The organism is Nonomuraea sp. NPDC048901 (assembly GCF_040649695.1).
GTDB lineage: Bacteria > Actinomycetota > Actinomycetes > Streptosporangiales > Streptosporangiaceae > Nonomuraea.
This window is the reverse complement of record NZ_JBEZFW010000005.1, coordinates 355,404-380,402: the sequence shown is the minus strand read 5'-3', so window position 1 is coordinate 380,402 and position 24,999 is coordinate 355,404. Positions and strand designations below refer to the sequence as shown.

General features: G+C 71.2%; 20 protein-coding genes. 9 read left to right on the top strand and 11 right to left on the bottom strand.

The genetic code is table 11. The features are described 5' to 3' along the window. The first annotated feature begins 23 nt into the window (after positions 1–23). A complete protein-coding gene (locus AB0C30_RS19385) occupies positions 24–1,100 on the top strand; it encodes an SGNH/GDSL hydrolase family protein (RefSeq protein ID WP_357945446.1) in 1,077 nt (358 codons plus the stop codon). Positions 1,101–1,332: 232 nt separating this feature from the next. Here AB0C30_RS19385 and AB0C30_RS19380 read toward each other — a convergent pair whose 3' ends face one another. Beyond that, positions 1,333–2,325 carry a chorismate mutase gene (locus AB0C30_RS19380; protein WP_357945444.1) on the bottom strand — a complete coding sequence of 331 codons (993 nt, stop codon included), beginning with the start codon at positions 2,323–2,325 and terminating at the stop codon, positions 1,333–1,335. A 287-nt stretch (positions 2,326–2,612) separates the two neighbouring features. Here AB0C30_RS19380 and AB0C30_RS19375 point away from each other — a divergent pair, with 287 nt between their 5' ends. From AB0C30_RS19375 to AB0C30_RS19350, 6 genes are read left to right on the top strand one after another with little or no spacing between them, the layout of a single operon-like run. Continuing rightward, on the top strand, positions 2,613–4,364 hold the full coding sequence (locus AB0C30_RS19375; protein WP_357945441.1) for a protein kinase: 1,752 nt from the start codon (positions 2,613–2,615) through the stop codon (positions 4,362–4,364). Between the two features lie 10 nt (positions 4,365–4,374). Next, positions 4,375–6,042, top strand: a complete 1,668-nt coding sequence (locus AB0C30_RS19370; RefSeq protein WP_357945439.1) for a serine/threonine-protein kinase — start codon at positions 4,375–4,377, stop codon at positions 6,040–6,042. Continuing rightward, entirely contained in the window at positions 6,039–6,917 is an 879-nt protein-coding gene (locus tag AB0C30_RS19365; protein WP_357945437.1) for an AraC family transcriptional regulator, read from the top strand. Before AB0C30_RS19370 ends, AB0C30_RS19365 begins: the two co-directional genes overlap by 4 nt. A gap of 11 nt (positions 6,918–6,928) precedes the next feature. Continuing rightward, positions 6,929–7,591 carry an AzlC family ABC transporter permease gene (locus AB0C30_RS19360; RefSeq protein WP_357945435.1) on the top strand — a complete coding sequence of 221 codons (663 nt, stop codon included), beginning with the start codon at positions 6,929–6,931 and terminating at the stop codon, positions 7,589–7,591. After that, positions 7,588–7,899, top strand: a complete 312-nt coding sequence (locus AB0C30_RS19355) for an AzlD domain-containing protein (protein WP_357641961.1) — start codon at positions 7,588–7,590, stop codon at positions 7,897–7,899. Before AB0C30_RS19360 ends, AB0C30_RS19355 begins: the two co-directional genes overlap by 4 nt. A 10-nt stretch (positions 7,900–7,909) precedes the next feature. After that, a complete protein-coding gene (locus AB0C30_RS19350) occupies positions 7,910–9,328 on the top strand; it encodes a protein kinase (protein WP_357945433.1) in 1,419 nt (472 codons plus the stop codon). A 31-nt stretch (positions 9,329–9,359) separates the two neighbouring features. Here AB0C30_RS19350 and AB0C30_RS19345 read toward each other — a convergent pair whose 3' ends face one another. Genes AB0C30_RS19345 through AB0C30_RS19335 form a run of 3 tightly spaced genes read right to left on the bottom strand, consistent with a single transcriptional unit; the run spans position 9,360 to position 11,216 of the window. Beyond that, entirely contained in the window at positions 9,360–10,289 is a 930-nt protein-coding gene (locus tag AB0C30_RS19345; protein ID WP_357945431.1) for an RluA family pseudouridine synthase, read from the bottom strand. Next, entirely contained in the window at positions 10,282–10,854 is a 573-nt protein-coding gene (gene lspA / locus AB0C30_RS19340; protein WP_357946346.1) for a signal peptidase II, read from the bottom strand. Before lspA ends, AB0C30_RS19345 begins: the two co-directional genes overlap by 8 nt. Next, positions 10,827–11,216 (bottom strand): TraR/DksA C4-type zinc finger protein, encoded by a 390-nt coding sequence (locus tag AB0C30_RS19335; RefSeq protein WP_357945428.1) that lies wholly within the window; start codon positions 11,214–11,216, stop codon positions 10,827–10,829. The genes lspA and AB0C30_RS19335 overlap by 28 nt, the downstream gene beginning before the upstream one ends. Before the next feature lie 440 nt (positions 11,217–11,656). Here AB0C30_RS19335 and ileS point away from each other — a divergent pair, with 440 nt between their 5' ends. Next, positions 11,657–14,803, top strand: coding sequence for an isoleucine--tRNA ligase (gene ileS / locus AB0C30_RS19330; protein WP_357945425.1), 3,147 nt, complete (start codon positions 11,657–11,659; stop codon positions 14,801–14,803). 123 nt (positions 14,804–14,926) lie between these two features. Here the strand turns inward: ileS and AB0C30_RS19325 are convergent, their stop codons facing one another. Further along, entirely contained in the window at positions 14,927–15,877 is a 951-nt protein-coding gene (locus AB0C30_RS19325) for an SDR family NAD(P)-dependent oxidoreductase (protein ID WP_357945422.1), read from the bottom strand. Between the two features lie 145 nt (positions 15,878–16,022). Here AB0C30_RS19325 and AB0C30_RS19320 point away from each other — a divergent pair, with 145 nt between their 5' ends. Then, positions 16,023–16,613, top strand: coding sequence for a TetR family transcriptional regulator (locus tag AB0C30_RS19320; protein ID WP_357945420.1), 591 nt, complete (start codon positions 16,023–16,025; stop codon positions 16,611–16,613). Between the two features lie 381 nt (positions 16,614–16,994). Here the strand turns inward: AB0C30_RS19320 and AB0C30_RS19315 are convergent, their stop codons facing one another. The 6 genes from AB0C30_RS19315 to ftsZ all read right to left on the bottom strand — a co-directional run bounded on the left by AB0C30_RS19315 (position 16,995) and on the right by ftsZ (position 24,511). Beyond that, positions 16,995–19,475, bottom strand: a complete 2,481-nt coding sequence (locus tag AB0C30_RS19315; RefSeq protein WP_357945418.1) for a hypothetical protein — start codon at positions 19,473–19,475, stop codon at positions 16,995–16,997. A 42-nt stretch (positions 19,476–19,517) separates the two neighbouring features. Continuing rightward, positions 19,518–20,390, bottom strand: a complete 873-nt coding sequence (locus AB0C30_RS19310) for a DivIVA domain-containing protein (RefSeq protein ID WP_357945415.1) — start codon at positions 20,388–20,390, stop codon at positions 19,518–19,520. Between the two features lie 106 nt (positions 20,391–20,496). After that, positions 20,497–20,790, bottom strand: a complete 294-nt coding sequence (locus tag AB0C30_RS19305) for a YggT family protein (protein WP_357945412.1) — start codon at positions 20,788–20,790, stop codon at positions 20,497–20,499. Between the two features lie 80 nt (positions 20,791–20,870). Then, positions 20,871–21,371: a cell division protein SepF gene (gene sepF, locus AB0C30_RS19300; RefSeq protein WP_225291780.1), complete on the bottom strand. Its 501-nt coding sequence runs from the start codon at positions 21,369–21,371 to the stop codon at positions 20,871–20,873. A gap of 140 nt (positions 21,372–21,511) precedes the next feature. After that, positions 21,512–22,189 (bottom strand): YggS family pyridoxal phosphate-dependent enzyme, encoded by a 678-nt coding sequence (locus AB0C30_RS19295; protein WP_357946344.1) that lies wholly within the window; start codon positions 22,187–22,189, stop codon positions 21,512–21,514. An 828-nt stretch (positions 22,190–23,017) separates the two neighbouring features. Then, positions 23,018–24,511, bottom strand: coding sequence for a cell division protein FtsZ (gene ftsZ / locus AB0C30_RS19290; RefSeq protein WP_357945409.1), 1,494 nt, complete (start codon positions 24,509–24,511; stop codon positions 23,018–23,020). Positions 24,512–24,999: the final 488 nt, after the last annotated feature.

Sequence of the window (24,999 nt, the reverse complement as noted above, 5' to 3'; positions counted from 1 at the left end):
CTTCCTGGCGGAGTTGTCACCACTTGGGGGAGGCCACGCTGAACGGGACGAAAGGGAAGATCGTCCAGATCGCCGCGGCCGCTCTGCTCGGCGCCACGCTCGCTCTCGCAGGCGCTCCCCTGGGTCTGTACACCTCGCTCGCCTGCGCCACCATCGGCGCGGGCTGCCCCGCCGGAGGGCCGTCGCCCGGCCGGCTCCCGGTCCTGACCCGCCTGTCTCCGGTGCAGGCCGCGCAGAGCGGCACGTACGTGGCGCTCGGCGACTCTTACTCCTCCGGCGAGGGCGTCTACGATCGCGCCGCGCGGCCGATCAACAGCGGCGCCGACCGCTGCCACCGCTCGCCGGGCTCCTACGTCCCGCTCGTCGCGGGCGCCCACCGCTTCGGCGGCGGCAGCGCCTTCTGGGCCTGCAGCGGCGCCACCACCCGCCAGCTCTTCTCCGGCCAGTACGGCCAGCAGCCGCAGATCGAGCGCGTGGGCGCGGCCGCCAGTCTGGTGACGCTCAGCATCGGCGGCAACGACGCCGGGTTCACCAGCGTGCTCACCGGCTGCATCGTCAAGCTGCCCTGGTCCTCGGCGTGCGTCGACCAGCAGTCGGAGGTGGCCAAGCGGATCGCGGGGCTGCGGCCCAGCATGACGAAGGTGCTGCGGGAGCTCAGGAGCCGGGCGCCGAACGCGCGCATCATCGTGCTCGGCTATCCCCGGCCGTTTCCCGCCGCGCCCCCGGACGGGGTCGACAACCTGACCGTGGAGGACCAGCGGTGGCTCAACGGCATGACGCGGCAGCTGAACGACGTCGTGGCGCGGGTGGCCGGGGAGTTCGACCGGGAGATCGTGGCGTTCGGGGGGACGGGGAGCATCGAGTACGTGGACGCCTATGACGCGTTCGCCGGGCACGAGGTCGGGCAGCCCGACCCGTACGTGAACGGGCTGGCGCTGAACCTGGACGAGTTCGTCGTCAACAGCCGCAGCTTCCATCCGACGGGCGCGGGCTACCGGCGGTTCGCCGAACTGATCAACGCCCGGATCGCCGCCGGGCCTGGGCGCCCGATGAACAACTTCCGCCTCACGACCCCGAGCACCGGCGACGGCCGCTTCTAGCCTCGCAGAGGGAATCCCCCAAAAGGACACCAGCCACAACGGACCGCCTTCTCCCCTCCCCCGCAGGGGGCATCCCTCAAGGGACATCAGCCGCGACGGATCGGCACAGGGATCGAGGCGGTCATGTGACGAAACACCCGGGGCCCCTTCGGACGGCCCTCCAGGAGGGCGCAAGCAACGTGGCAGAGGCCCCTTCGGGGGTGTATGAACACCCAGCGAGCCTTCGTCGCCCCTACGCCGTCGTTTCCGGCCGGTGGCTCCGGCCGTTGGCCGATCGTTCCTCGGCCAGGCTCAGGCCCGCCTCTATGACGGCGTTCATGATGGGGACCAGCCGGGCCTCGCCCAACTCGGGGGCGTGCTCGGCCATCCGGGCGACGAGCGCCCGCTCGCGCGCCATGTCGCGGCCCGCGAAGCCGCCCACCGGCTTGAGGGTCTGTACGATCCCGGCGAGCGCGGCGCGGCGCTCCAGGAGCGTGGCCAGCGCCGCGTCCACCCGGTCGATCGCCTGCCTGCACTCGGGCAGCGTGGCGGGCGCCTCGGGACGGACCAGCGCTCCGACGAGCGCCACCGCTTCCTCGGCCAGCCGTACATCGGCCTCCCCGTGCTCTTCCGTCCGGCGGGCGTCACCCGTACCCCCGACGGGGCCGCCCACGATCAGGCCGTCCGCGCCCGCCGCCACCGCCGCCGCCGACAGCCCGAGGTCCGCGCTCACGTCGGCGAGCACCGGCCGCCCCGACGCCGCCCGCGCGGCCCGCAGCAGCCCCAGGTCCAGCCGTCCCGTCTCGCACAGGATCACCCGGTCGTCGCACTCCAGGGCGCAGTAGTCGGCCAGCCCCAGCCACTCCTCCAGCGTCGCCGACGCCCGGCGTTCGACCACCACCGGCAGGCCCAGCCCGGCCACGGCCCGCACCAGCGGGATGTCGCGCGTCCACGCCGCCCCGATGACCACGCCGTCGGCCGCCCCGGCGATCGCCGACAGGTCGGCCGCCGAGCCCGGCTCGACCAGCGTCACCCCGTCACGCCGGGCTTCCACCCGGTCCCACCCGGTCGCCCCGCCCGGCCCGGTCGCCCCGCCCGGCCCGACCGGCCCGGTCGCGCCGCCCAGCCCGGTCGCGCCGTTGCCCGGCCCGCGCAGGCTGATCCGGCGGTCGATCACCACCGCCGGGCCGTCGCCCACCCGCAGGCCGCCCACGGTCACCACGTGCCGTTCCAAGGTCGATGACATCTCGGCTCCCCACATCGGCCGGCTCCCCTGGAACCGGCAGGAAATCAAAAAAGGCAGAGACGATGGCGTCTCTGCCTGTTGCCGACTCCGGGTGGTCGCTAGCCGACGACCGGCCCTCCCGGAGCCGGCTCGGTAAACGCGTAGCGACAAGTCATGTCTAGACTTTACACCGGCCCTCCACCTGCTGGACTCCCCCTCTCACATAGCGGACTAGCCTCCAGGCGAGTCGCCGTTGATCCCTCGCTATGGGAGTATTTCCTGGCCTAGAGGAGGGTACGAGGCCGTTGATGTCGGATCGCAAGCGGGACGGACGCCGCATCGCCGGTCGTTACCAGCTGCAGGAACCCATCGGCAGAGGTGGCATGGGCATCGTCTGGCGAGCCCATGACGAGCTTCTCGACCGCACGGTCGCGGTCAAGGAGGTCAGGTACGCCGCCGCGCTGGGTGACGAGGTGCAGCTGCTGAACCGGCGCACGATGCGTGAGGCGAGGGCAGCGGCCAGGTTCGAGCACCCGAACGTGATCGTCGTACACGACGTGATCGAGGAGGACGGCCGGCCCTGGATCGTCATGCAGCTCGTCCAGTCACGCTCCCTGGGAGCAGTGATCAAGCAGGATGGGCCATTGCCGCCCAAGCGGGTGGCCGAGATCGGCCTGGCCGTGCTCGACGCGCTGCATCGCGCGCACGAGTCCGGCGTCCTGCACCGGGATGTCAAGCCGGAGAACGTACTGCTCGCCGATGACGGCCGGGTGGTGCTCACCGACTTCGGCATCGCGACGCTGGAGACGGAGACGCAGCTCACGGTGACGGGGCTGGCGGGCACTCCGGCGTTCATCGCGCCCGAGCGGCTCAAGGGGCTGCCCGCGCGGCGCGAGTCGGACCTGTGGTCGCTCGGCGCGACCCTTTACACGGCGGTGGAAGGCCGCTCGCCACACGAGCGCGGCATGGCGCTCGCGACCATGCACGCCGTATTAACCGACGAACCGGACCCGGCTCCCCACGCCGGGCCGCTCAGCGGCGTGATCAGCGGCCTGCTGACCAAGGAGCCGGTGCAGCGCCTCGGCTACGAGGAGACCGGGGAGTTGCTGCGGGCCGTCATCACGCAGCAACGGTCACGGAAGTCCTCGGCGTCCGCGCCCGCGCCGACCGCGGTGATCCCGCCGGCCGTGGACGAGACCCCGACCGACCCCAACCTGCTGGCGGCGGCCGCCGACGCCCCGCCCGAGACCGGTGCGCGGCTCACCCCGGCGACCGGCGCGCATTCCGAGGAGCCTCCCCAGTCCACCCAGAACGCCGTCCGGCCCGACGGCCGACGGTGGGGCCCGATCGTCGGCGTGATCGTCGCGGTCGTGCTCGTGGCGGGCCTGGGCGGCTATCTCGGCCTGCGCTCGGCCAAGGACAGCCCGGAGGACGGGACGAAGTCCGCGTCCGTCACGCCTCCTGTCAAGGACTCGGCCAAGCCGACCGCGGCGACCGCCGACCCGCCGAAGACCACGCCGAGCAGCGCGGCTCCATCCGCCACGCCGACCGTCAGCCCGTCCGCCGCGCCGACGCCAACGCCAACGCCGAAGCCCACCGAGACGGCCGCCGCGGTGCCCGACGGCTGGAGGATGTACACGAACAAGAAGCTGAAGTTCTCCGTCGCGCTGCCGAAGGGCTGGACGAGGTACCGGCACAACAGCAACCAGATCGCCTTCCATGGCAAGGGGGCGGGCAGCAACGCGTACATCATGTTCGAGATGACGACGAACCCCGGCAAGGACCCGCTCAAGGACTGGAAGAGGCAGGAGAAGACCGCCAAATACGGGTTCGGCGGCTACGACAAGATCAGCATCAAGGCGGTCGACTTCCGCGGCTGGCCGGCCGCCGACTGGGACTTCACCTGGAACACGAACACCGGCCCGACCAAGGTGCGCAACCGCGGCTTCGTCGCCAACGGCCGCGGCTACGCGATCTACTGGCACAACCTCGAGAGCCGGTGGAAGAAGGACAAACACTTCTTCGACACCTTCGCCGCGACCTTCACCCCGGCCAAGTAGGCTTCCCTGCGTGGAAAGGCAGGTCAGCAACCGATATAGGCTCATCGAACCGCTTGGCGAGGGCGGGATGGGCGTGGTATGGCGTGCCTACGACGAGCTGCTCGACCGTACGGTAGCGATCAAGGAGGTCCGCTACACCGGCGTCGGTGAGGACAAGCGGGCCGAGCTCAACCGCAGGACCATCAGGGAGGCCAGGGCGGCGGGCCGCCTCGACCACCCCTCGGTGATCGTCATCCACGACGTCGTCGAGGAGGACGGCCGCCCGTGGATCGTCATGCAGCTGATCCGCTCGCGGTCGCTGGCCGAGGTGATCCGCGAGCACGGCCCGCTGCCGGTCGCGCAGGCCGCGGCGATCGGCGGCAGGGTGCTCGACGCGCTGCGGGCCGCGCACGCGACCGGGGTGCTGCACCGCGATGTGAAGCCCGAGAACGTGCTGCTCGCCGATGACGGCCGGGTGGTGCTCACCGACTTCGGTATCGCCTCGCTGGAGGCCGAGGCCGGTCTGACCGCCACCGGTGGCCTGGTGGGCACGCCCGCCTACATGCCGCCCGAACGCCTCAACGGCGAGCCCGCCCGGCCCGAGTCCGATCTGTGGTCGCTGGGCGCGACGCTGTACGCGGCCGTCGAGGGCGCGCCGCCGTTCAAGCGCGACTCGTGGGCGGCGACGGTCGCGGCGGTGCTGCGCGACCTGCCCGGGCAGCCGGTCAGGGCAGGCGTGCTCGGCCCGGTGATCATGGGCCTGCTGCAGCGGGACCCGGCCGCGAGGATGCCCGCCGACGAGGCCGCCCACCTGCTCCGGACCGCCGCCGCCGAACCCATGGTGTACGGATATGCCGGACCTCAGACCCCGCAACCCGGCGGCCCGGTAGCCGGGGGGTTCGGGCCCGCGGGAGCCCAGGTACCCGGCGGATTCGGGCCTGCGGGAACCCAGGTACCCGGCGGGTTCGCGTCCGCGGGAACCCAGGTACCCGGCGGATTCGGGCCCGCGGGGACCATGCCCGTACGGACCCGTCGGCGCGGGTGGCTCATGGCCGTCCCCGCGGTCGTGATCGCCGTCGCGGCGCTGGGCACGGGCGGCTGGTACGTCGTCACCTCCCAGCAGTCCCCCACCGGCATGCCCACCCCCACCCCCAGCGCCACTCCGACCCCCACCTCCAGCGGGACGACGACGCCATCCCCCACCCGCACCGCCGAGCCGACCGCGACGCCCAGCCCGCCGCGGCTGCCCGCCGGTTGGCGCCGGCTCGTCAACTCCGCCGGGGACTTCTCGATCGGCCTCCCCAAGGACTGGCAGGCCAAGAAGAACCCCGACAGGGACAGCATCACCATCACCGGCCCCGGCACACCGGGCCAGATGATCGTCGAGTGGACCGTCCCCGAGAAGCCTTCGGCCGACCCCGAGCGCCGCTGGGTGGAGCTGGAGAAGGAGATCCAGGCCAAGGGGGAGTTCGACGGCTACAAGCGGATCGGCATCCGGGCCACGTCCTACCTCGGCCGGCCGGCCGCCGACTGGGAGTTCACCAGGAAGCGCGGCAGCATGCTGATCCACGTGATCAACCGCGGCTTCCGCACCGCCGACGGCCGCCACTTCGCCCTCTACTGGGACACGGCCGACTCATGGTGGGACCAGGACCGGCACTACTTCGACGAGTTCGTCAAGACATTCAGGCCCCAGTGAATGACCCAGTGAACGACCCGGTGAACGAGGCGGCGAAGGAGCGGGCGCGCTTCTGGCGCCACCCGGCGCTGCCCCAGCTGGACCTGCTCAAGGCCCACTACGTCACCCACCGCTTCACCCGGCACGTGCACGACGGCTACGCGATCGGACTCATCCTCGACGGCGTGGAGGAGTTCGAGTATCGCGGCGACCTGCACCGGGCGGGCGCGGGCGAGGTGGTGCTGGTCAACCCGGAGGCGGTGCACACCGGCCAGGCGGGCACGGCGGACGGCTGGTCGTACCGGATGCTCTACCCATCGGTGGAGGCGCTCTCGGGGCTCGCGGCCGAGCTCGGCCTGCCGTACACGACGCCGTACTTCCCCGAGCAGGTGGTGCGGGACCAAGCGGTCGCGGCGCTGCTCGGCCGGGCGCACCTGGCCGCCGAGCGGGGCGACGCGCTGGCCGCCTCGTCGCTGATGCGCGGCTTCTTCTCCCGCCTGCTGATCCGGCACGCCACGCCGCGCCCGTCCGCCGTCCTGCCCGCCGAAGGCGGACGAGCGGTCGCCGAGGCGCTGGAGGTCCTGCACGAGAGCCTGGTGGACCCGCCGTCCCTGGACGATCTCGCGCAGGCCGTCGGGGCGCGGCCGTTCCCGCTGCTGCGCGCGTTCAAGGCCGCGACCGGCCTGCCGCCCCACGCCTACCTGATCTCCATGCGGATCCAGCGGGCCCGCCGGCTCCTGGACTCGGGCGTAAGGCCGGCGCAGGTGGCCGCCGAACTGGGCTTCACCGACCAAGCCCACCTGAACCGGCACTTCAAACGCATCGTGGGCGTGCCACCCGCGGCCTACCAACGGTCAGCAGGAACGTACAAGACCGGCGATTTCCTCTTCACCTAGCCTCACATCTCATGGGACAGACAACACACCGTTCCGCCGCGATACGGGACGGTCTTGGCGTGGGCCTGGCCGTAGGGCTGTCCGGGCTCGCCTTCGGCGCCGCGGCGATCACCGCGGGCCTCAGCGTGGCGCAGGCGTGCGTACTGAGCCTGCTGGCCTTCACCGGCGCCTCGCAGTTCGCGCTGGCCGGAGCGGTGGGCGCGGGCGGCGACCTGGTGGCGGCCGCCGCGGGCGCGCTGCTGCTGGGCGGCCGCAACACCCTGTACGGGCTGCGCCTGGCCGACCTGCTCCGGGTACGCGGCCCGCGCCGGCTGCTCGCCGCGCAGGGCGTGATCGACGAGACCACCGCCGTCACGCTCGCCCAGCCCTCGCCCGAGGCGGCACGCACCGCGTTCGCGACCACCTTCGCCAGCCTGTACGTCACCTGGAACCTCACCACGCTGGCCGGGGCGCTCGGCACGTCGTTCCTGGGCGATCCGGGCGCGCTGGGGCTGGACGCGGTCGGCCCGGCGACCTTCCTGGCCATCCTGTGGCCGCGCCTGACGGGCAGCGCCCAGATCAGGTGGCTGGCGGTGGCCGGCGCGGCGGTCGCGCTCTGCGCGACGCCGTTCTTCCCGCCGGGCGTGCCCGTGCTGCTGTCGGCGGTCGTCGTTCTGGCGGTGCTGCTCCGATGACGCTGTGGTGGGCGATCGCGGCGGTGTGCGCCGGGTGTTACGCCCTCAAGCTGGCCGGGCTGGCGGCACCGCGCCGGGTGCTCGACCATCCCCGGGTCCGCCGCTTCGCCGAACTCGTGCCCGTGGCGCTGCTGGCCGCCCTGATCGCGGTGCAGATGTTCACCGAGCACGGCGAGCTCCACTTCGACGCCGCCCGCACGGCCGGGCTGGGCGCGGCCGTCGTCGCGCTCCTGCTGCGCGCCCCATTCCTGGTGATTCTGGCGACAGCAGCAATAGTGACCGCGCTTGTCCGGGTTTTTATCGGGTAGACGGCGGAGCATGTCCGATTCTGCGCTGCTGGTCGGCGGACGTTACCGACTGATCAGAACCATCGGCCAGGGTGGGATGGGAACCGTCTGGCAGGCCCACGACGAAGTACTCGGCCGAGACGTGGCGGTCAAAGAGATCCATCCCCCTCCTGACCTGACCGACCCCGAGCGAGACGTCTTCTCGGTGCGTACCTTCCGCGAGGCCAGAGCCGCGGGACGGGTGGCGCACCCCGGCGTCGCCACCGTCTACGACGTGCTCGAAGAGCACGGCCACCCGTGGATCGTCATGCAGCTCGTCCACTCGCGCACCCTCGGCGATCTGGTGCGCGAGGACGGCCCGATGGCACCGGCCGAGGCCGCCGACATCGGGCTGCAGTTACTGGAGGCGCTGCGGGCCGCGCACGCCGCCGGGGTCCTGCACCGCGACGTCAAACCGGACAACGTGCTGCTCACCCCGGACGGCCGGGCCGTTCTCACCGACTTCGGCATCGCCACCACCGAGGGCGAGGCGCCTGTCACGAGGACCGGGGTGCTGGTCGGCACGCCCGCGTTCATGGCGCCGGAGCGGGCGGCCGGCGGTGGGGCCCAGATCGCCTCGGACCTGTGGGCGCTGGGCGCGACGTTGTACTACGCCGTCGAGGGCGAGTCGCCATTCCAACGCCCTCACGCGCTGGCCACGCTGGGCGCGGTGCTGCACTCCGAGCCCGCCCCGATGGCCCGCGCGGGCATGCTGGCCCCGGTCATCCTCGGGCTGCTGCGCAAGGACCCGGCCGAGCGGATGACGCTGGACGAGGCCGAGCAGCGGATCCACCGGCTGCTGATCGGCAGCTCACCGGAGGAGACCGCGCCGGTGAACGTCCCGGCGCCGCCCACGGTGCCCAAACGGGACCCGATGCCGCAAACAGGAGCCATAGCCGCGCCCGTCGCGGCAGCCGGATCCGACGCGGGCCCGGCGCCATCCGGGTGGCGTCGCAGACCGCCGCTCACCGCGGTCGCGGCCGGCACGCTCGCCCTCGTCGTCCTGACCGCGGGCGCGGCGTGGTGGACGAACCGGCAGTCCCAGGCCCGCCAGCCGGTGACGACGGTCCCGGCCGTGGTGCGTACGACCAGCGTCCAGCCTTCGGGCCCGACCCCCTCGGCGACGCCCACGCAGACCGAGACGCACGAGCCGACCACCGACCAGAACCAGGTACGGCAGAGCGCCCCGCCCTCCAGCGACCGGACCGGCGAGCCCACCCCGGCCCCGACCGGAACGCCGACGAAGAAGGAGCCCACGAAGGAGCCAACGAAAAAGAAGGAGCCGACGAAGAAGCCCTCGGCCACGCCCGCCAAGAGCAAGACCCCCAAGAAGAGCACCAAGACCTCGGCGAAGGCCAGCGAAGAGCCCGACGAGCCCGTCGACGTCCCTCCGGCCGACAACGCCGACTAGGGCGCCGTCCCACACCGGGGAAGGGCGCCGGTCAGGACTCGTCGCGTACGGCGTCCAGGGCCCGCTGGAGGTCGGCGGGGTAGTCGGTGGTGAACGTCAGCCACTCGCCCGAGCCAGGGTGCTCGAACCCGAGCGACACCGCGTGCAGCCACTGCCGGGTGATGCCCAGCCGGGCGGCGAGCGTCGGGTCGGCGCCGTACATCAGGTCGCCCACGCACGGGTGACGCAGCGCGGACATGTGCACCCGGATCTGGTGCGTACGGCCGGTCTCCAGCTTGATGTCCAGCAACGAGGCCGCCCGGAACGCCTCGATGGTGTCGTAATGGGTGACCGACGGCTTGCCCCCGGCGACCACGGCGAACCGGCCGTCGCCCGACGGGTGCCGGTCGATGGGCGCGTCGACAGTGCCCCTGAACGGGTCGGGATGTCCCTGTACGAGCGCGTGGTAGCGCTTGTCGACCGTGCGTTCCTTGAAGGCGCGCTTGAGGTGGGAGTAGGCGTGCTCGCTCTTGGCCACGACCATGGCGCCGGTCGTGTTGGCGTCGAGGCGGTGCACGATGCCCTGACGTTCGGCCGCGCCGCTGGTGGCGATCGTGTGGCCGGCGCCGAGCAGGCCGCCGATCACGGTCGGGCCGGTCCAGCCGACGGTCGGGTGGGCGGCCACCCCGATCGGCTTGTTGACCACGACGATGTCGTCGTCCTCGTACACGATCGACATGCCGGGCACCGGCTCGGCGACCGGCATGGGCGTACTGACCGGCGGAGGGAGGGTCACGTCGAGCCAGGCGCCCGCGTGCACCCGGTCGGACTTGGCGGGCGCGTGCCCGTCCACGAGCACCTCGCCCGCGACGATCAGCTCGGCGGCGCGGGTGCGGGAGAAGCCGAACAGGCGGGAGATCGCGGCGTCCAGCCGCTCGCCCTCCAGCCCGTCGGGCACCGGGAGGCTACGCTGGTCAGCCACGCTTGCCGCCCTCCCTGGTGCCGTCGATCTGGTAGCCCCGCCAGGCCAGGATCACCGCGAGGATCCCGCCGCAGACGATCGCCGAGTCGGCCACGTTGAACACCGGGAAGTAGTCGATCACCGGGAAGTGTCCGGGCAGCACCTCGATCCAGTCGACCACGTGCCCCTGGAACTGCACGGACCTGCCGATCCCGGACGGGTAGCGCAGCAGCCGGTCGGTCAGGTTGCCCAGCGCCCCGCCGAGCAGCAGCCCCAGCGTGATCGCCCACGGCAGGCTGCGCATCTTGCGGGCCGTGCGGAGGATGGCCACCACCACACCCGCCGCGATGAACGTGAAGATGATCGTCATTCCGGTGCCGATACTGAAGGCGGCACCGGAATTGAAGATCACCCGGAACTGCAGGACGTCCTGGATGACCACCATGGGCGCCTTGCCCTCAAGCGTCCGCAGGACAAGCGTCTTGGTGATCAGATCGGTCGCGTAGATCACGACCGCCAGCACGACGAGGACCGCGAAGAGGCGGCCGCGTCGCCCCCCTACCGGCGCTCCTCCTTCTGCTTGCAGGCCACGCACAGCGTCGCCCTCGGGAACGCCTGCAGACGTTCCTTGCCGATCGGCTTGTGGCACGATTCGCACACTCCATAGGTCCCTGCGTCGATCCGGGCGATCGCACGTTCGTTCTGCGCGACGAGGTCGCGCGCATTCAGGGTAAGGGCGATCTCGCGTTCGCGCTCATACGTCTTGGCACCCGCGTCGGCCTGGTCGTCACCGGCCCCCTGGGTGACGTCACCCGAGGCGATCTCGGACTCATGGCGAAGAATGTCGGTGTTGAGCTCGTCGATCTCGCTCTGCAGCCGGCCGCGGACGTCGGCGAGCTCCTCCTCAGACCACATCGACGGTGTAGCGGTCTGCGTGACTGGCGCCATGGCTACCTCCCCATGCTGGAACAAGGCCGTAAATGGTGCGGGCAGCTTAGGTCCCCCATAACAGAACAGCAAACGACCCGCCGGACGATTTACCTCTCCCGTAATATCCCGCCCCGCTCGTTCAACTCCTCCTCAGAGGCGCCCATTCCCACAACTTTGTCGGGGTTTACGAGTTCACTACCTGCCGACCGCGAACCCGGAAGCTTTGCGGTCCACTCTGCGTTATGGTGTGAAGCTGCAAGGCGTTGATGGGGCCCGTCTGTGACGGACATCACCCCGGAGCCGCCGGAAGAACGGCTCTCGCGAGCTCACTAGACCCGGCCGCAGACCAAACGAAGAGGGCCTCACCTGAGGTCAAGAAGGGTGGTACCGCGGGGCCGCACGGCTTCGTCCCTTCACGCTCACCTGTCAGCCAGTGATCGCGTGGAGGCCCGCCCGAGATGTCTTCCCCTTCTTTCCGCCCTCTTCCCGCGCAGGTCGACCTGCCCGCGCTCGAGCGCGAGGTCCTCGACCGCTGGCGGGACGGGAAGATCTTCGAGCGCTCCGTCGAGCAGAACGACGGCAACCCCTCCTGGACCTTCTACGAGGGCCCGCCCACCGCCAACGGCCTGCCCGGCGTCCACCACGTCGAGGCCCGGGTGTTCAAGGACCTGTTCCCCCGCTACAAGTCGATGCGGGGCTTCAGCGTGCCGCGCAAGGCGGGCTGGGACTGCCACGGCCTGCCGGTCGAGGTCGGCATCGAGCGGGAGCTCGGCCTGAGCGGCAAGAAGGACATCGAGGCGTACGGCATCGCGGAATTCAACGCCAAATGCCGCGAGTCGGTGCTGCGCCACGTCGACGCCTTCGAGCAGATGACCGAGCGGATGGGTTATTGGATCGACCTGTCCACCGCCTACCGGACCATGGACCCGTCCTATATCGAGTCGGTCTGGTGGTCGCTCAAGGTCATCTTCGACAAGGGCCTGCTGTTCCGCGACTTCCGCATCACCCCTTACTGCCCGCGCTGCGGCACCGGCCTGTCCGACCATGAGCTGGGCCAGCCCGGCGGCTACGAGACCGTCTCCAGCCCGTCGGTCTACGTGCGCATGCCCGTCACCTCCGGCCCGCTGAGCGAGCTCGGCGCCGCCCTGCTGGTGTGGACGACGACGCCGTGGACGCTGGTCTCCAACACCGCCGTGGCCGTACACCCCGAGGTCACCTACGTCGCGGCCCGTACGACGGACGGCGAGGTGCTGGTCGTCGCCGAGCCGCTGCTGTCAGTGCTCGGCGAGGGCGCCACCGAGGTCGCCCGCTTCACCGGCCGCGACCTGGAGCACACCTCCTACACGCGGCCGTTCGAGCTGGTCGACATCCCCGGCGCCCACTACGTGGTGCTCGGCGACTATGTGACGGTCGAGGACGGCACCGGGCTGGTCCACCAGGCTCCGGCGTTCGGCGCCGACGACCTTGCGGTGACCAAGCGCTACGACATGCCGGTCGTCAACCCGATCGGCCCCGACGGCCGCTTCCTCGACGACGTGCCGATGGTCGGCGGCCAGTTCTTCAAGGACGCCGACGAGGGCCTCACCGAGGACCTGCGGGCCCGCGGCCTGCTGTTCCGCGGCACTCACTTCGAGCACAGCTACCCGCACTGCTGGCGCTGCCACACGGCGCTGCTCTACTACGCGCTCCCCTCCTGGTACATCCGGACCACCTCGGTCAAGGACCAGATGCTGGCCGAGAACGCCAAGACCAACTGGTACCCCGACACCATCAAGTGGGGCCGGTTCGGCGAGTGGCTGCGCAACAACGTCGACTGGTCGCTGTCGCGCTCGCGCTACTGGGGGACCCCGCTGCCGCTGTGGGTCTGCTCCGCCGACGAGTCCCACGTGACGTGTGTCGGGTCGATGGAGGAGCTGGGCACGCTGGCCGGCCGCGACGTGTCCGCGCTCGACCCGCACCGCCCGTACGTCGACGACGTCACCTTCCCCTGCCCGACCTGCTCGGCCGAGGCCCGCCGCGTGCCCGACGTCATCGACGCCTGGTACGACTCCGGGTCCATGCCGTTCGCCCAGTGGGGCGAGCGGGGCAAGCCGGAGGGCCTCTACCCGGCGCAGTTCATCTGCGAGGCCACCGACCAGACGCGTGGCTGGTTCTACTCGCTGATGGCCGTGGGCACGCTGGTGTTCGGCCAGTCGTCCTACGAGAACGTGCTCTGCCTCGGGCTCATCCTGGCCGAGGACGGCCGCAAGATGAGCAAGCACCTGGGCAACATCCTGGAGCCCATGCCGCTGATGGACGAGCACGGCGCCGACGCGCTGCGCTGGTTCATGGCCTGCTCCGGCTCGCCGTGGGCGGCCCGCCGCGTGGGGCACAACGCCCTTGAGGAGATCGTCCGCAAGGTCCTGCTGACGTACTGGAACACGGCCTCGTTCTTCACCCTCTACGCCAACGCCGAGTCGTGGACGCCCGAGCGGCTGGCGCAGGCGACCCCCGCGGCCGAGCGGCCGCTGCTCGACCGCTGGGCGCTGGCCGAGCTGCACCGCACGGTGGCCGAGGTCACGGGCGCGCTGGACGAGTACGACACCCAGCGGGCCGGGCGCCGGCTGGCCGAGTTCCTGGACGACCTGTCCAACTGGTACGTGCGCCGCTCGCGCCGCCGCTTTTGGCAGGGGTCGGCGGACGCGTTCGCGACGCTGTACGAGTGCCTGGAGACGGTCACGCGGCTGATGGCGCCCATCGCGCCGTTCGTCACCGACTACCTGTGGGACGTGCTGCGCGGCGAGGGCGCGCCCTCCTCCGTACACCTGACCTCCTGGCCCGCCGTACGCGAGGACCTGCTCGACCCCACGCTGTCGGAGCGGATGGCGCTGGTACGACGGCTGGTCGAGCTGGGCCGCTCGGCCCGTGCCTCCTCCGGCGTCAAGACCCGGCAGCCGCTCGGCCGGGCCCTGGTCGGAGCGCACGGCTGGCCCTCGCTCCCGTCCGAACTGCGGGATCTGATCGCCGACGAGCTGAACGTCCAGGCTCTCGAGGACATGTCCGGCTTCAGCGCCGATCTCGTGTCCTACACCGTCAAGCCCAACTTCCGGGCCCTCGGTAAGCGGTTCGGCTCGCAGACCAAGCTGGTGGCGGCGGCCGTCGGCGCGGCGGAGGCCGCCTCCCTGGCGCCCACCCTCCGCTCCGGCGCCTCTGTCACGGTGGACGTACCGGAGCTCGGCGCGGTGTCGCTCGGCCCCGATGACGTGATCGTCACCGAGCAGCCGCGCTCGGGCTGGGCCGTCGAGACCGGCGCCGTCGACACGGGCACCGGCGAGACGGTGGCGCTCGACCTGGAGCTGACGGACGAGCTGCGCCGGGCCGGTCTGCTGCGCGAGGTCATCCGGCTGGTCCAGGAGGCCCGCAAGTCGACGGGCCTGACCATCACGGACCGGATCTCCCTGTGGTGGTCGGCCGCCGACCCGGACCTGGCGCAGGCGCTGCGGTCGGGGTGGCAGGCGGTGGCGGAGGAAGTACTCGCCACGACCGTCACGGAGGGGACCGAGGATGGGCTGCCGTCGCACTCGGAGACGGACCTGGGGCTGACGTTCCAGCTGCGCCGCGCCTGACGAGCCGTATGGGGTGGGACGTGTCTCTTGGACGCGTCCCACTCGGCTGACGGGCTACCCGCCTGGCCGCGTCCCACTCGGCTTCGCGCCTGGTGGCCCCTCTGGGCCGATCGACCATCGGGCTCACCCGAGGCCGAAGCTCGGATCGAGGCCGGTCAGGTCGGCGCTGGCGGTCCACACGCGCGCCGCGAGATCGGCGTCGGCCAGGTGGCCTCGCAGGGGTTCGAGGGTGGGCAAGCCGCGGATCCCGAACACCCGCGGCCCCCACAGCTGGCCGCCGCGCACGGACGGGTCGAGGACGGCCCGGACGGCGGGCCAGGCGGCGGCCTCCTTGCCCTGGAGGAGGAGGCCGGCCGGCAGACCACGCAGCCGTTCACCGGTGGTCCTCAGGTGCACCGGCGGGCGTGATGGGGTGAGGGAGTCGAGCGCGCCGCCAGGGTGGGTGAGCACGCTCAGCATCGTACTGCCGGCGGCGCGCAGGCGGCGGTCGAGTTCGAGCCCGAAGAGCATCTGCGCGAGTTTCGATCGCGCGTACGTTCGTTTCGGCCGATAATCGCGCGTGCTCTGGAGATCGTCGAGATCCAGGCTCTCGGACTTGGCCGTGAAGCTGCCGGTGGTGACCACCCGGCTCGCGGACGCGGCCGTCAGCAGGGGCGCCAGCCACCAGGTCAGGGCGAAGTGCCCCAGGTGATTGGTGGCGAACATCAACTCGTTGCCGTCCTTGGTCTCGCGCCGCGGCGGCTGATCGAGCAGCACTCCGGCGTTGCAGACGACCGCGTCGAGTCTCTCCAGCTCCAGCGCGTCCACGGAGGCTTTGAGCGAGGAGAGATCGGCGAGGTCCAGCGGGATGTGACGGACGCGCGCGCCGGGGACGCGGGCACGGATCGAGACCTGAGCCGCTTCGGCCTTGGCGGTGTCCCGGCTGCCGAGGATGACGGTGGCACCGGTGCCGGCGAGTTGTTCCGCGACGAAGTATCCGATGCCCGCGTTGCCACCGGTGACCAGGAAGTTCTTACCGTCGGCGCGCGGCAGGCGGCGCACGTCCCAGGGGTCTGGGCTGTGGGGGTTGGTCATGTCCGGCTCCTTACATGGGGAGGTCGTCGTGTCGGCTGGCACGGCCAGGCGCGTACCGACCCTGGCACGGCCAGGCGCGTACCGACCAAGAAACTATAATCACTATAGTTTCAGATTCATTCTAGTTTTGGGATACAGTGGAGGCATGGCGACGACGATGGGGCGCCGCGAGCGCAAGAAGGCACAGACCCGCCGGGCGTTGTCGGACGCGGCGTTGCGGCTGTTCTCCGAGCATGGCTACGACGGCGTCACCGTCGCTCAGATCGCCGACGAGGCGGACGTCTCGATCGCCACGCTGTTCGCGCACGTACCGGACGGCAAGGAAGCGCTGATCTTCGACGACGGCGCCGAACGACACGTGTGGCTGGTCGCCGCGATCCACGACCGTCCCGCCGGTCAGTCGGTGCTGGAAGCCCTGCGCCGCTGCCTGGCCGGCCGGGGACCCTTCACCGAAGACCTCCCGCCCGACCTTCGGCGCAAACGCGACCTGATCGTGAGCACGCCCGCCCTGCGGGAATACTCACGCAAGCTCTGGATAGCGAGCGAGGGCGCCCTGGCCGAGGCGATCGCCACGGAGAGCGGCCGCGACCCCGCCGACATGACGGTCCGCGCGCTCGCCCGCTACGTCCTGGAGATCCCGGAGCTCGCAGGCACGGAAGCAGACCCCTTGGCCGCGATGCACGCCATCTTCGACCTCCTCCAATCCGGCTGGCCCGAATCACCCACGGACACCTGACCGGACCCCGCCCGACCGGGCCTCACCTGACCGGGCCTCACCCGGTCCGCTCGCACCGCACCCCGCCTAACCGGGCCTCACCCGGTCCGCTCGCACCGCAACTCGACCCGGTCCGTTCGCTCTGCCGCTGAACCCGGCCGCTCGCTCCCCCGCTCGGCCTGGGCCGTGCGATCCTCAAGGGCTGCCGGGATGATCTCCCAGGCGAAGGGCCTCGGTGGCCAGCCCGGCCCGCCGACGCTCTCGCTGGCCAGCCCGCCTGCGATCTACTTGCCCGCCGGTCCGGCCTCCACGACCGGCGGCCCGACAAACCGCAGTGCCCAGCACCCGGACAACCTCTGCGTTGGCCGCTGAACCAACGTCGAGGCTTACGCCCGGCCTCACCTAGCTGACGGACTCGCGATCGTTCTGGCAGACCGAGCAGCTCGTCAGACCGGCCGACTCGGCCTGCGAAATCGTCATGGTCTCCACACCCGTTTCACCCGCGCCCCGGATGAGGGGGCAGGCGGTGCTGTGGTAGCGGCGGGTGCCGACGATGACCTTCACCGTGGCCGACCGCCCGCTCTTCCCCGCGCCTTCACTGTCGGGTTTGCCGCCCTTGGCTGTCGCTTCTTTGGCGGGGTCGGCGTCTCCCCCGCCAGAGGACCCCTTGGCAGACGCGGCGCTGTCCGACTTAGTGGACGAGGCGCTATCCGGCTTGGCGGATGCGGGCTCGGACGCTTTGGCCACTGTCTTGGCGCTCTCGGCCGCCTTGGCGCTCTCCGCAGGTCTGCTCGTCGCAGGCGTCGTACCGGCAGCGGGTCTCCCACTGGCCGGGCGCGACCCACTCGCCGGCCCAGCGCTCTCTGCCTTGGACGCAGCCTCGGAAGCGGCTCCGGACTGCACCGGCATGATCACGGTCCCGCCCACCGACTCGGACCGCTCTCCCTTGGCCCCGGACGTCTCTCCCTTGGCCCCGAACGTCTCTCCCTTGGCCCCGGACCGCTCTCCCTCCGAGCCGGACGTCTCCCCTCCGGATCCGGGCCGCCCCGGCTTACCGGACGCGGCCGGCCCCGTCGGCAGGGGGCCCTTGGGCTTGGCCGCGGACTCGGCCGACGAGGCGGGACGCTCGGGCGCCACGGCCGGGCGCTCAGGCCGGTCCGACGAGGGACTCCAGCCGGCCTTGCCGGGGCCGGGACGCTGCGGCGCGGGATCTCCCGCCTGTACGGCACGCTGAGGCGCCGTCGCGGGCCCAGAGTCGTCGAGGTCCGGCGCGGCACCACGGCCCTGAGCATCACGGCCCTGAGCACCACCGCTCTGAGCATCACGGCCCTGACCGCCACGCTCCTGACCGCCAAGGCCTTGACCGCCACGCTCGGAGGCCCCTTGGGCCTGACCACTACGCTCGGCGGTCCCCCGGGGTTGGCCACCACGCTCGGTGGCCCCTTGGGCCGGTCCGCCGCGCTCGGGCGCACCTCGGTCCGGTCCGCCACGGCTCTGACCGGCGGCCTCTGCCGCGACGGACGAGGGGCGCTCTCCGGGCCGACCTGCTCCCGACTTTCCGGGCGTCTCTGGCTTGTCGGTCCCCCCAGGCTGGCGACTTCCGGGCTTGCCGGTCTCGGTACGGCCGATTCCGGACGGGCCGGACGACGGCTGACCGGACCCAGGCTTGCCGGACGCTGACTGACCGGATCCAGGCTTGCCCGACGCTGACTGGCTGCTCCCAGGCTTGCCCGACGACGGCTGCCCGCTCCTGGTCTGCCCGGACAACGGCTGCCCGGACGACGGCTGGCCCGACGACGGCATGGTGGTGATGTACGGGGCCAGCCTCGGGCCGGCGGAAGGGTCGGGCGACGGGGGTTCCGTGCGGTCCTTGCCGGGCCCTGAGGCGGCCGGCTTGGTCGTGGCGCTGGACGACGGCGCGGGCTCCGCGGGGCGGGCGAACCAGCCGGTCGGCTCGGCCGGGGCATCGGCGGGGTCCGGGGCGGGGGTGGCGGCCTTCGAGTCGGGCTTCGGCTTCGCCGGGCCGCCGGACACCGGGGGGCGCAGGTCGCGCGTGGCGCCGGGCGCCTCGGCCCGGAGGTCCGCGGGGACCTTGGGAGTCTGCGAAGGCTCGGGGCCACGCTTGGGAGCCGATGAAGGGCCGGAACCAGGCTTGGGGGCCGATGAAGGCGCGGATCCGGGCTTGGGACCGCCGACCGGCGCGGGGCCCATGGGGGACACGGAGCCGGTAACGGGGCCGGAAGCGGACGCGGCGCCGGTAGCAGAACCGGGGCCAGAAGCGCCGGCCAAGGGGGTGACGGCGGGCTCAACGCCGCCGGGCTTGGAGGCGGCAGCGGGCTCGGGGCCGGCGGCAGGCGGCAGCTGCCGTCCGCCGAGCGCTGCATCCGGCAGGCACGCCGTACAGGGCGTGAAGCCCTCCTCGCGCGCCTCCTCGTACGTGAGCTCCTCTTGATCCCGTCCGATCAGCTGGCGGCAACCCGGGACGTGATAGCGCTTGCGTCCGGGGATCACCAGGACGAGCGCGTCCGGGGAGATCCCGCGCACCGCGGGACGGCGTTGCGTCGGCGCGGTGGCCGTCTGCTGGAGCGTCTGTGGACGCGGCGACGGCGGCGCTCCCATCGGGGCCCCCAGGGGACCCGGCTGGGTCTGGCCATGCGGCAGGCCGGCCGGCGCGTGCCCCACCGGCGGGGTGGCCGGCGCAGCGGCCCGCCCACCACCGGGAAACAGCTCGTGACGCCGCAGCAGCGCCCCGATCACCAGGAACAGCGCGGACAGCACGCTGACCACGATGGACCACATGATCAGGAACGGCTTTGCCAGAACGAAGCCCGCGATCAGCAAGACAACCGCCGCGAGCACCAAACCAGCACTGATTAGGATCACAAAGGGCTCTTTCGAGTGACGGGTCCTTGATGACCCGCTACTTTACCGGCGGTCGTTGTGCGGACCGTCACCGCCGGGGAAAGCGCCCTGCGGGGAGTCACCGCCGAACGGGTTGGGACCACCGGGGAGAGGCTGCTGACCACCCTGAGGCACCGCGTGCGACATGGCCGGAGCCGCCGCCGAGGGACCGCCGCCGGTCATGACCGGGAAGCCACCGCTGCCTTCCGCGGAGACGTTCAGCTCGGCGAGCTGGTTCTCCAGGTAGAGCTTGAGACGGCTGCGGTATTCGCGTTCGAAGCTGCGCAGCTCCTCGACCTTGCGCTCCAGCTCGTCACGGGTCTGGACGAGGGAACCCATGGCCTGACGGTGACGCTCCTGCGCGTCGCGCTCGAGCGTCTCGGCGCGGGCACGGGCGTCGCCGATGACCTGCTCGGCCTGGCGGCGAGCCTTGGTGAGGATCTCGTCGGCCTCGCGGCGGGCGCGGGTGACCGTCTCGTCCGCCTCGCGGCGGGCGTCGGAGATCGCCTGGTCGGCGGTCTGCTGGGCCAGCGCGAGCACGCGGGCCGCGGTGTCCATGTTGTCCTCGGCCGGAGGCATGTTCATGACGGGGACCGGCTGAGGCTGCTGCTGCGGCTCGGGAACCTTCATCGGCTCCGGCTGCGGCGGCATCATCATCTCGGGCTTCGGCTGCTCCTGCACCGGAGCGGAGGCCATGGGCATGCTCATGCCCCCGGGCACCTTACCGCGCAGGCACTCGGCCAGCTTGGCGCGGAGCTCCTCGTTCTCTTGGATCAGGCGGTCGAGCTCAGCCTCGACTTCGTCGAGGAAGGCGTCGACCTCTTCCTCGTCGTAGCCCGGCCGTAGCCGAGTGGTACTGAACTGCTTGTTCCGCACATCAGCGGGCGTCAGCGGCATCTTTTGGTCTCCTTGGCGCGCTTGGAGTCTGTCCGGAGGGACGGTTAACCCGAATCACTTCAGCGCGGACACGAGTTGGATCACGACCGGTGCACCACGGCCTCCATCACCGCGGGCCCAGTGATCCGGCGATCTGGATCAAGAGCAGAACGATGATGAAGAGGACTGTGAAGCTTAGGTCAAAGGCCACCGTACCCAACCGGAGCGGGGGAATGAAACGGCGGAGGAACTTGAGAGGTGGGTCGGTTGCGGTGTAGGTGGCCTCGGCGAGCACGAGCACGACGCCCGAAGGGCGCCACTGACGGGCGAACGCCTGGACCGTCTCAAAGATCATCCTGCCGATGAGCAGCACCAAATAGAGAGACAGGACTACGACCAAGATCTGGCTTACGATCCCCACGGTCTGGCCGCGCCTCCACTTCTGATGTGCCCGCCGGGCCTCGGTGAGGCCTGGTTGGGTGCGATAGACATACAGAGACTCTAACTCTGGTTGAAGAACCCGCGTTCCGCGATTCGAGCCTTGTCCTCGGCGGTCACCTCGACATTGGCTGGGGACAACAGGAACACCTTGTTGGTAACACGTTCAATGCTGCCATGTAGGCCAAAGACCAGACCTGCCGCGAAATCGACCAGGCGTTTTGCGTCGCTGTCAACCATCTCGGTCAGGTTCATGATGACCGGGGTGCCGTCGCGGAAGTGCTCGCCGATCGTCCGGGCCTCGTTGTAGGTCCGGGGGTGGAGGGTGGTGATGCGCGCCAGATCGGTCGTACGGCGCTCCAGGACGGTCGTGGATGGCCTCGGCGCGGGGACCCCGGAGTCTGCCTCGTCGTCGCGTTCCTGGACCGCTACGGCCCGCTCCTCGCCGGTCCGCGGGGGCTCGTCCTCGTAGGCGTACTCGTCCGGGTAGGTCTCATACCTCTCGTAGCGGTCGTCCTCCACGAGACCGAGGTAGACCGCCATCTTGCGCATCGCGCCGGCCATCGCTACGTCGTCCTCCTGCTCATGGTCGCACTCGCTCGGGCCTGTCGCCGGGTCCGAGGCGGCAGCCGTACCCCCTTGGAGCTCACCGCTGATCGACCTCTACTGGTGGTGTGAGCCTGTAAGACCCACTTGACGGGACATTACCTGACGAAGGGCTTGCGACGACCGAGCAACGCCGTACCGACCCGAACGTGTGTCGCGCCGTGCGCGACGGCCGCGCCGAGGTCATCGCTCATGCCCGCCGACAGCATCGTGGCACGGGGGTGGCGCTCGCGTACGGCGGCGGCCAACTCTCGCAGCCGGGCGAACGCCTTGCCCGGGTCCTCCCCCAGCGGCGCCACGGCCATCACCCCGCCCAGCCACAGGTGCGCGGCCGCGGCGATCAGGTCGGCGATCTCCGGCACGTCGGCGGGCCTGGCGCCGCCCCTGGCCGGGTCGTCGTCGAGCGCCACCTGTACGAGGCAGCCGACCTGGCGCCCCTGCTTCCCGGCCTCCCGGCTGATCACCTCGACCAGCCTGGGCCGGTCGACGGAGTGGATCACATCGGCGTAGGAGACCACTGAACGGACCTTGTTGGTCTGCAACTGGCCGACGAAGTGCCAGGTCAGGGGGAGATCCCGGCATTCGCGCGCCTTGGGGGCGGCCTCCTGGTCGCGGTTCTCGCCGACCTCGCGGACACCGAGCTCGCACAGCAGGCGGACGTCGGAGGCGGGATAGGTCTTGGTCACGGCGATCAGGGTCACCTCACTCCGATCACGCCCGGCCGCCCGGCACGCCTCGGAGATCCGCCGCTCCACCTCCGCCAGCCCCGCCGCGATCTCATCCCGCCGCGCCCGATCGGTCTCGTCTCGCCGCGCCGGGTCACTCTCGTCTCGCCGTGTCCGATCACTCTCGTCTCGCCGTGTCCGGTCGGCCTCGTCACGGCGCGCTCTGTCCGTCTCGTCACGGCGCGTCCCATCACTTGCGGCTTGCCGCGTCCGGCCGGTCTCGTCCGTACTCACGCTCACGTCCACCTCTTCGCTCCGCTCGGGTATCTCTCTGCCGCAGGGCGCGCCTCCCATGTGGTGCGGCACTGTTTTTCTGGTACGGCAAGCCCGGTGGGCCCCACCCGCCGCACGGGGCCGGGGCCTCCAGGAAGACGGCCGCTGATCCCGCACGGGGCCGGCCGCCGTGACGAGGCACGTGAGTCCGGTCACCCCAGCTCTACACGACTCCCGGCCACCACTGCCACCTGAGTCCGACCACCCCGGCTCCATGCGAGTCCAACCACCCCGGCTACGGAAGGGCCCGGCCCCCGGCCGCGCGACTCCTACCACCCCGGCCGCGTGAGTCCGATCACTTCCGCTACGTGAGTCCGGCCACCCCCGACCGGATGAGTCCGGCCGCCCCCGCCACGTGGGTCCGGCCACCCTCGCCACGCGAGTCCAGCCACCCCCGCTACGTGGGTCCAGCCGCCCCGGCCGCATGTGTCTCGGCCACCCCCGCCACGTGGGTTCGGCCATCCCGGTTACGTGAGTGAGATCACCCCGGCCCGGCGAGCCAGATCACCCGGCTGGAGGAACCGGCCCCGAACGCGGCTGCGCCGCTCCATTCCCCCGGTGAAGGGCCGTCGAGGCCCGGTGAGGAAGGAGCGGCGGAGAGTCGGGCTACTTGAGGAAGTCGGGGACGTCGAGTTCCTCCTCCTGCTCCTCGAAAACCACCGGACGGCGTTTGGCGGGCTCCGACATGCGGGAGGTGATGGGCGTGGGCGGATTGGCGGGCTCGGGCGTGGGCCGCGGGATCGAGACGGGGCCTGAGGGCTCGTCGGCGATCGGCTCGTGGGCCGCCGGCTCGGGCGCGCTCTCCACCGGACGCACCGGCTCGGGCCGATGGTCGGAGCGGAAGTCGGACCGCTGGTCCGGGCGCGGCGGTTCGGGACGGAGGTCGGCGCGCGGCTCGGGCAGGGGCTCAGGGCGAGGCTCGGGCCTGAAGTCGGAGCGCGGCTCAGGGCGAGGCTCCGGCCTGAAGTCGGAGCGCGGCTCGGGACGCAGTTCGGGCCGGGGCTCGGGGCGCTGGTCGAAACGCTGCGGCGCGGGCTCGGCCTTCACGCTGGGCGCCGAGACGCTGGGGCGTACCGGCGACGACGCGGGCGGAGCCGTGGACGCGGCGGCGGGACGGCTCTGCGGGCGCGGGAGCGGCTTCTCCGCCGGCGGCGGCACGTCGTCGAACCCGGCGGCGATCACGGTGACGCGGACCTCGTCGCCGAGCGCGTCGTCGATGACCGTACCGAAGATGATGTTGGCGTCCAGCGCGGCCGCCATCGATACGAGCTGGGCGGCCTCGTTGATCTCGAACAGGCCGAGGTCGGAGCCGCCGGCGATCGACAGCAGCACGCCGTGGGCGCCGTCGATGCTGGCCTCCAGCAGCGGGCTGGAGACCGCCATCTCGGCCGCGGCGACCGAGCGGTCGTCACCGCGCGCGTGGCCGATGCCCATCAGCGCCGAACCGGCGCCCGACATGACCGACTTGACGTCGGCGAAGTCGAGGTTGATCAGGCCGGGCGTGGTGATCAGGTCGGTGATGCCCTGCACACCCGACAGCAGCACCTGGTCGGCCGCCTTGAACGCGTCGAGCACGCTCACCTGCCGGTCGGAGATCGACAGCAGCCGGTCGTTGGGGATCACGATCAGCGTGTCGACCTCGTCGCGCAGGGTCTCGATGCCGGCCTCGGCCTGCGAGGCCCTGCGACGGCCCTCGAAGCTGAACGGCCGGGTCACGACACCGATCGTGAGCGCGCCGAGCGATCGGGCGATGTTCGCCACGACGGGCGCGCCGCCGGTGCCGGTGCCGCCTCCCTCGCCCGCGGTCACGAAGACCATGTCGGCCCCCTTGAGGACCTCCTCGATCTCCTCACGATGGTCTTCGGCCGCCTTGCGCCCCACATCGGGGTTGGCGCCGGCTCCCAGCCCGCGGGTGAGCTCGCGGCCCACGTCGAGTTTGACGTCGGCGTCACTCATCAGCAGCGCCTGGGCGTCGGTGTTTATCGCGATGAACTCGACGCCCTTGAGTCCCTCCTCGATCATCCGGTTGACGGCGTTCACTCCGCCGCCGCCAATGCCGACGACCTTGATGACCGCGAGGTAGTTCTGCGGTGCTGCCACGACGAGGGGCCTTTCCGCTCGTTGACTTGCCATTTCGGTGCGGATCGTCTCCGCGTTCTCTGCTTCGTTAACTCTCAACCTCAAGTTGAGATTCAGATTTATGTCAACCTGAGGATTGATACGGACAGTAGGAGTTACGCTCCGGGCGGGTCAACTAACCGCGCCGCAAGCACGTCCGGCGTGTCGCGGGCTGTCCGTTTCGCTCCGTCGTCCCGCCAGGTCGGAACCCTCCTCTGCCACGCGCCGTGTTACAGGCTCTCACGCCGGAAGCCCCATCCCGGACAGACTCGGCCATCGGCGGGCGGCGTGATCGGCGCGCTCTGACGGGTGCGCCGCCCTTTATGCGACGCGTATCCCATAGGACGCGCCAGCCCCACCCCCGGATCACGCCATACGACGGCTCTGTTGGCGGCACGGTGGAATCCGGGCGCTTGACCGTCACCACGTCGGTGGGGTCCAGCTCCGGCACTTGGCGGCCACCACCTCGG

Excerpts from the sequence above, each read along its gene's own strand:
- AB0C30_RS19335 (WP_357945428.1), bottom strand. The coding sequence starts at position 11,216 with ATGGCGCCAGTCACGCAGACCGCTACACCGTCGATGTGGTCTGAGGAG.
- AB0C30_RS19375 (WP_357945441.1), top strand. The coding sequence starts at position 2,613 with ATGTCGGATCGCAAGCGGGACGGACGCCGCATCGCCGGTCGTTACCAG.
- AB0C30_RS19355 (WP_357641961.1), top strand. The coding sequence starts at position 7,588 with ATGACGCTGTGGTGGGCGATCGCGGCGGTGTGCGCCGGGTGTTACGCC.
- AB0C30_RS19310 (WP_357945415.1), bottom strand. The coding sequence starts at position 20,390 with ATGCCGCTGACGCCCGCTGATGTGCGGAACAAGCAGTTCAGTACCACT.
- AB0C30_RS19325 (WP_357945422.1), bottom strand. The coding sequence starts at position 15,877 with ATGACCAACCCCCACAGCCCAGACCCCTGGGACGTGCGCCGCCTGCCG.
- AB0C30_RS19350 (WP_357945433.1), top strand. The coding sequence starts at position 7,910 with ATGTCCGATTCTGCGCTGCTGGTCGGCGGACGTTACCGACTGATCAGA.
- ileS (WP_357945425.1), top strand. The coding sequence starts at position 11,657 with ATGTCTTCCCCTTCTTTCCGCCCTCTTCCCGCGCAGGTCGACCTGCCC.
- AB0C30_RS19360 (WP_357945435.1), top strand. The coding sequence starts at position 6,929 with ATGGGACAGACAACACACCGTTCCGCCGCGATACGGGACGGTCTTGGC.
- AB0C30_RS19320 (WP_357945420.1), top strand. The coding sequence starts at position 16,023 with ATGGCGACGACGATGGGGCGCCGCGAGCGCAAGAAGGCACAGACCCGC.
- AB0C30_RS19380 (WP_357945444.1), bottom strand. The coding sequence starts at position 2,325 with ATGTCATCGACCTTGGAACGGCACGTGGTGACCGTGGGCGGCCTGCGG.
- sepF (WP_225291780.1), bottom strand. The coding sequence starts at position 21,371 with ATGGCCGGCGCGATGCGCAAGATGGCGGTCTACCTCGGTCTCGTGGAG.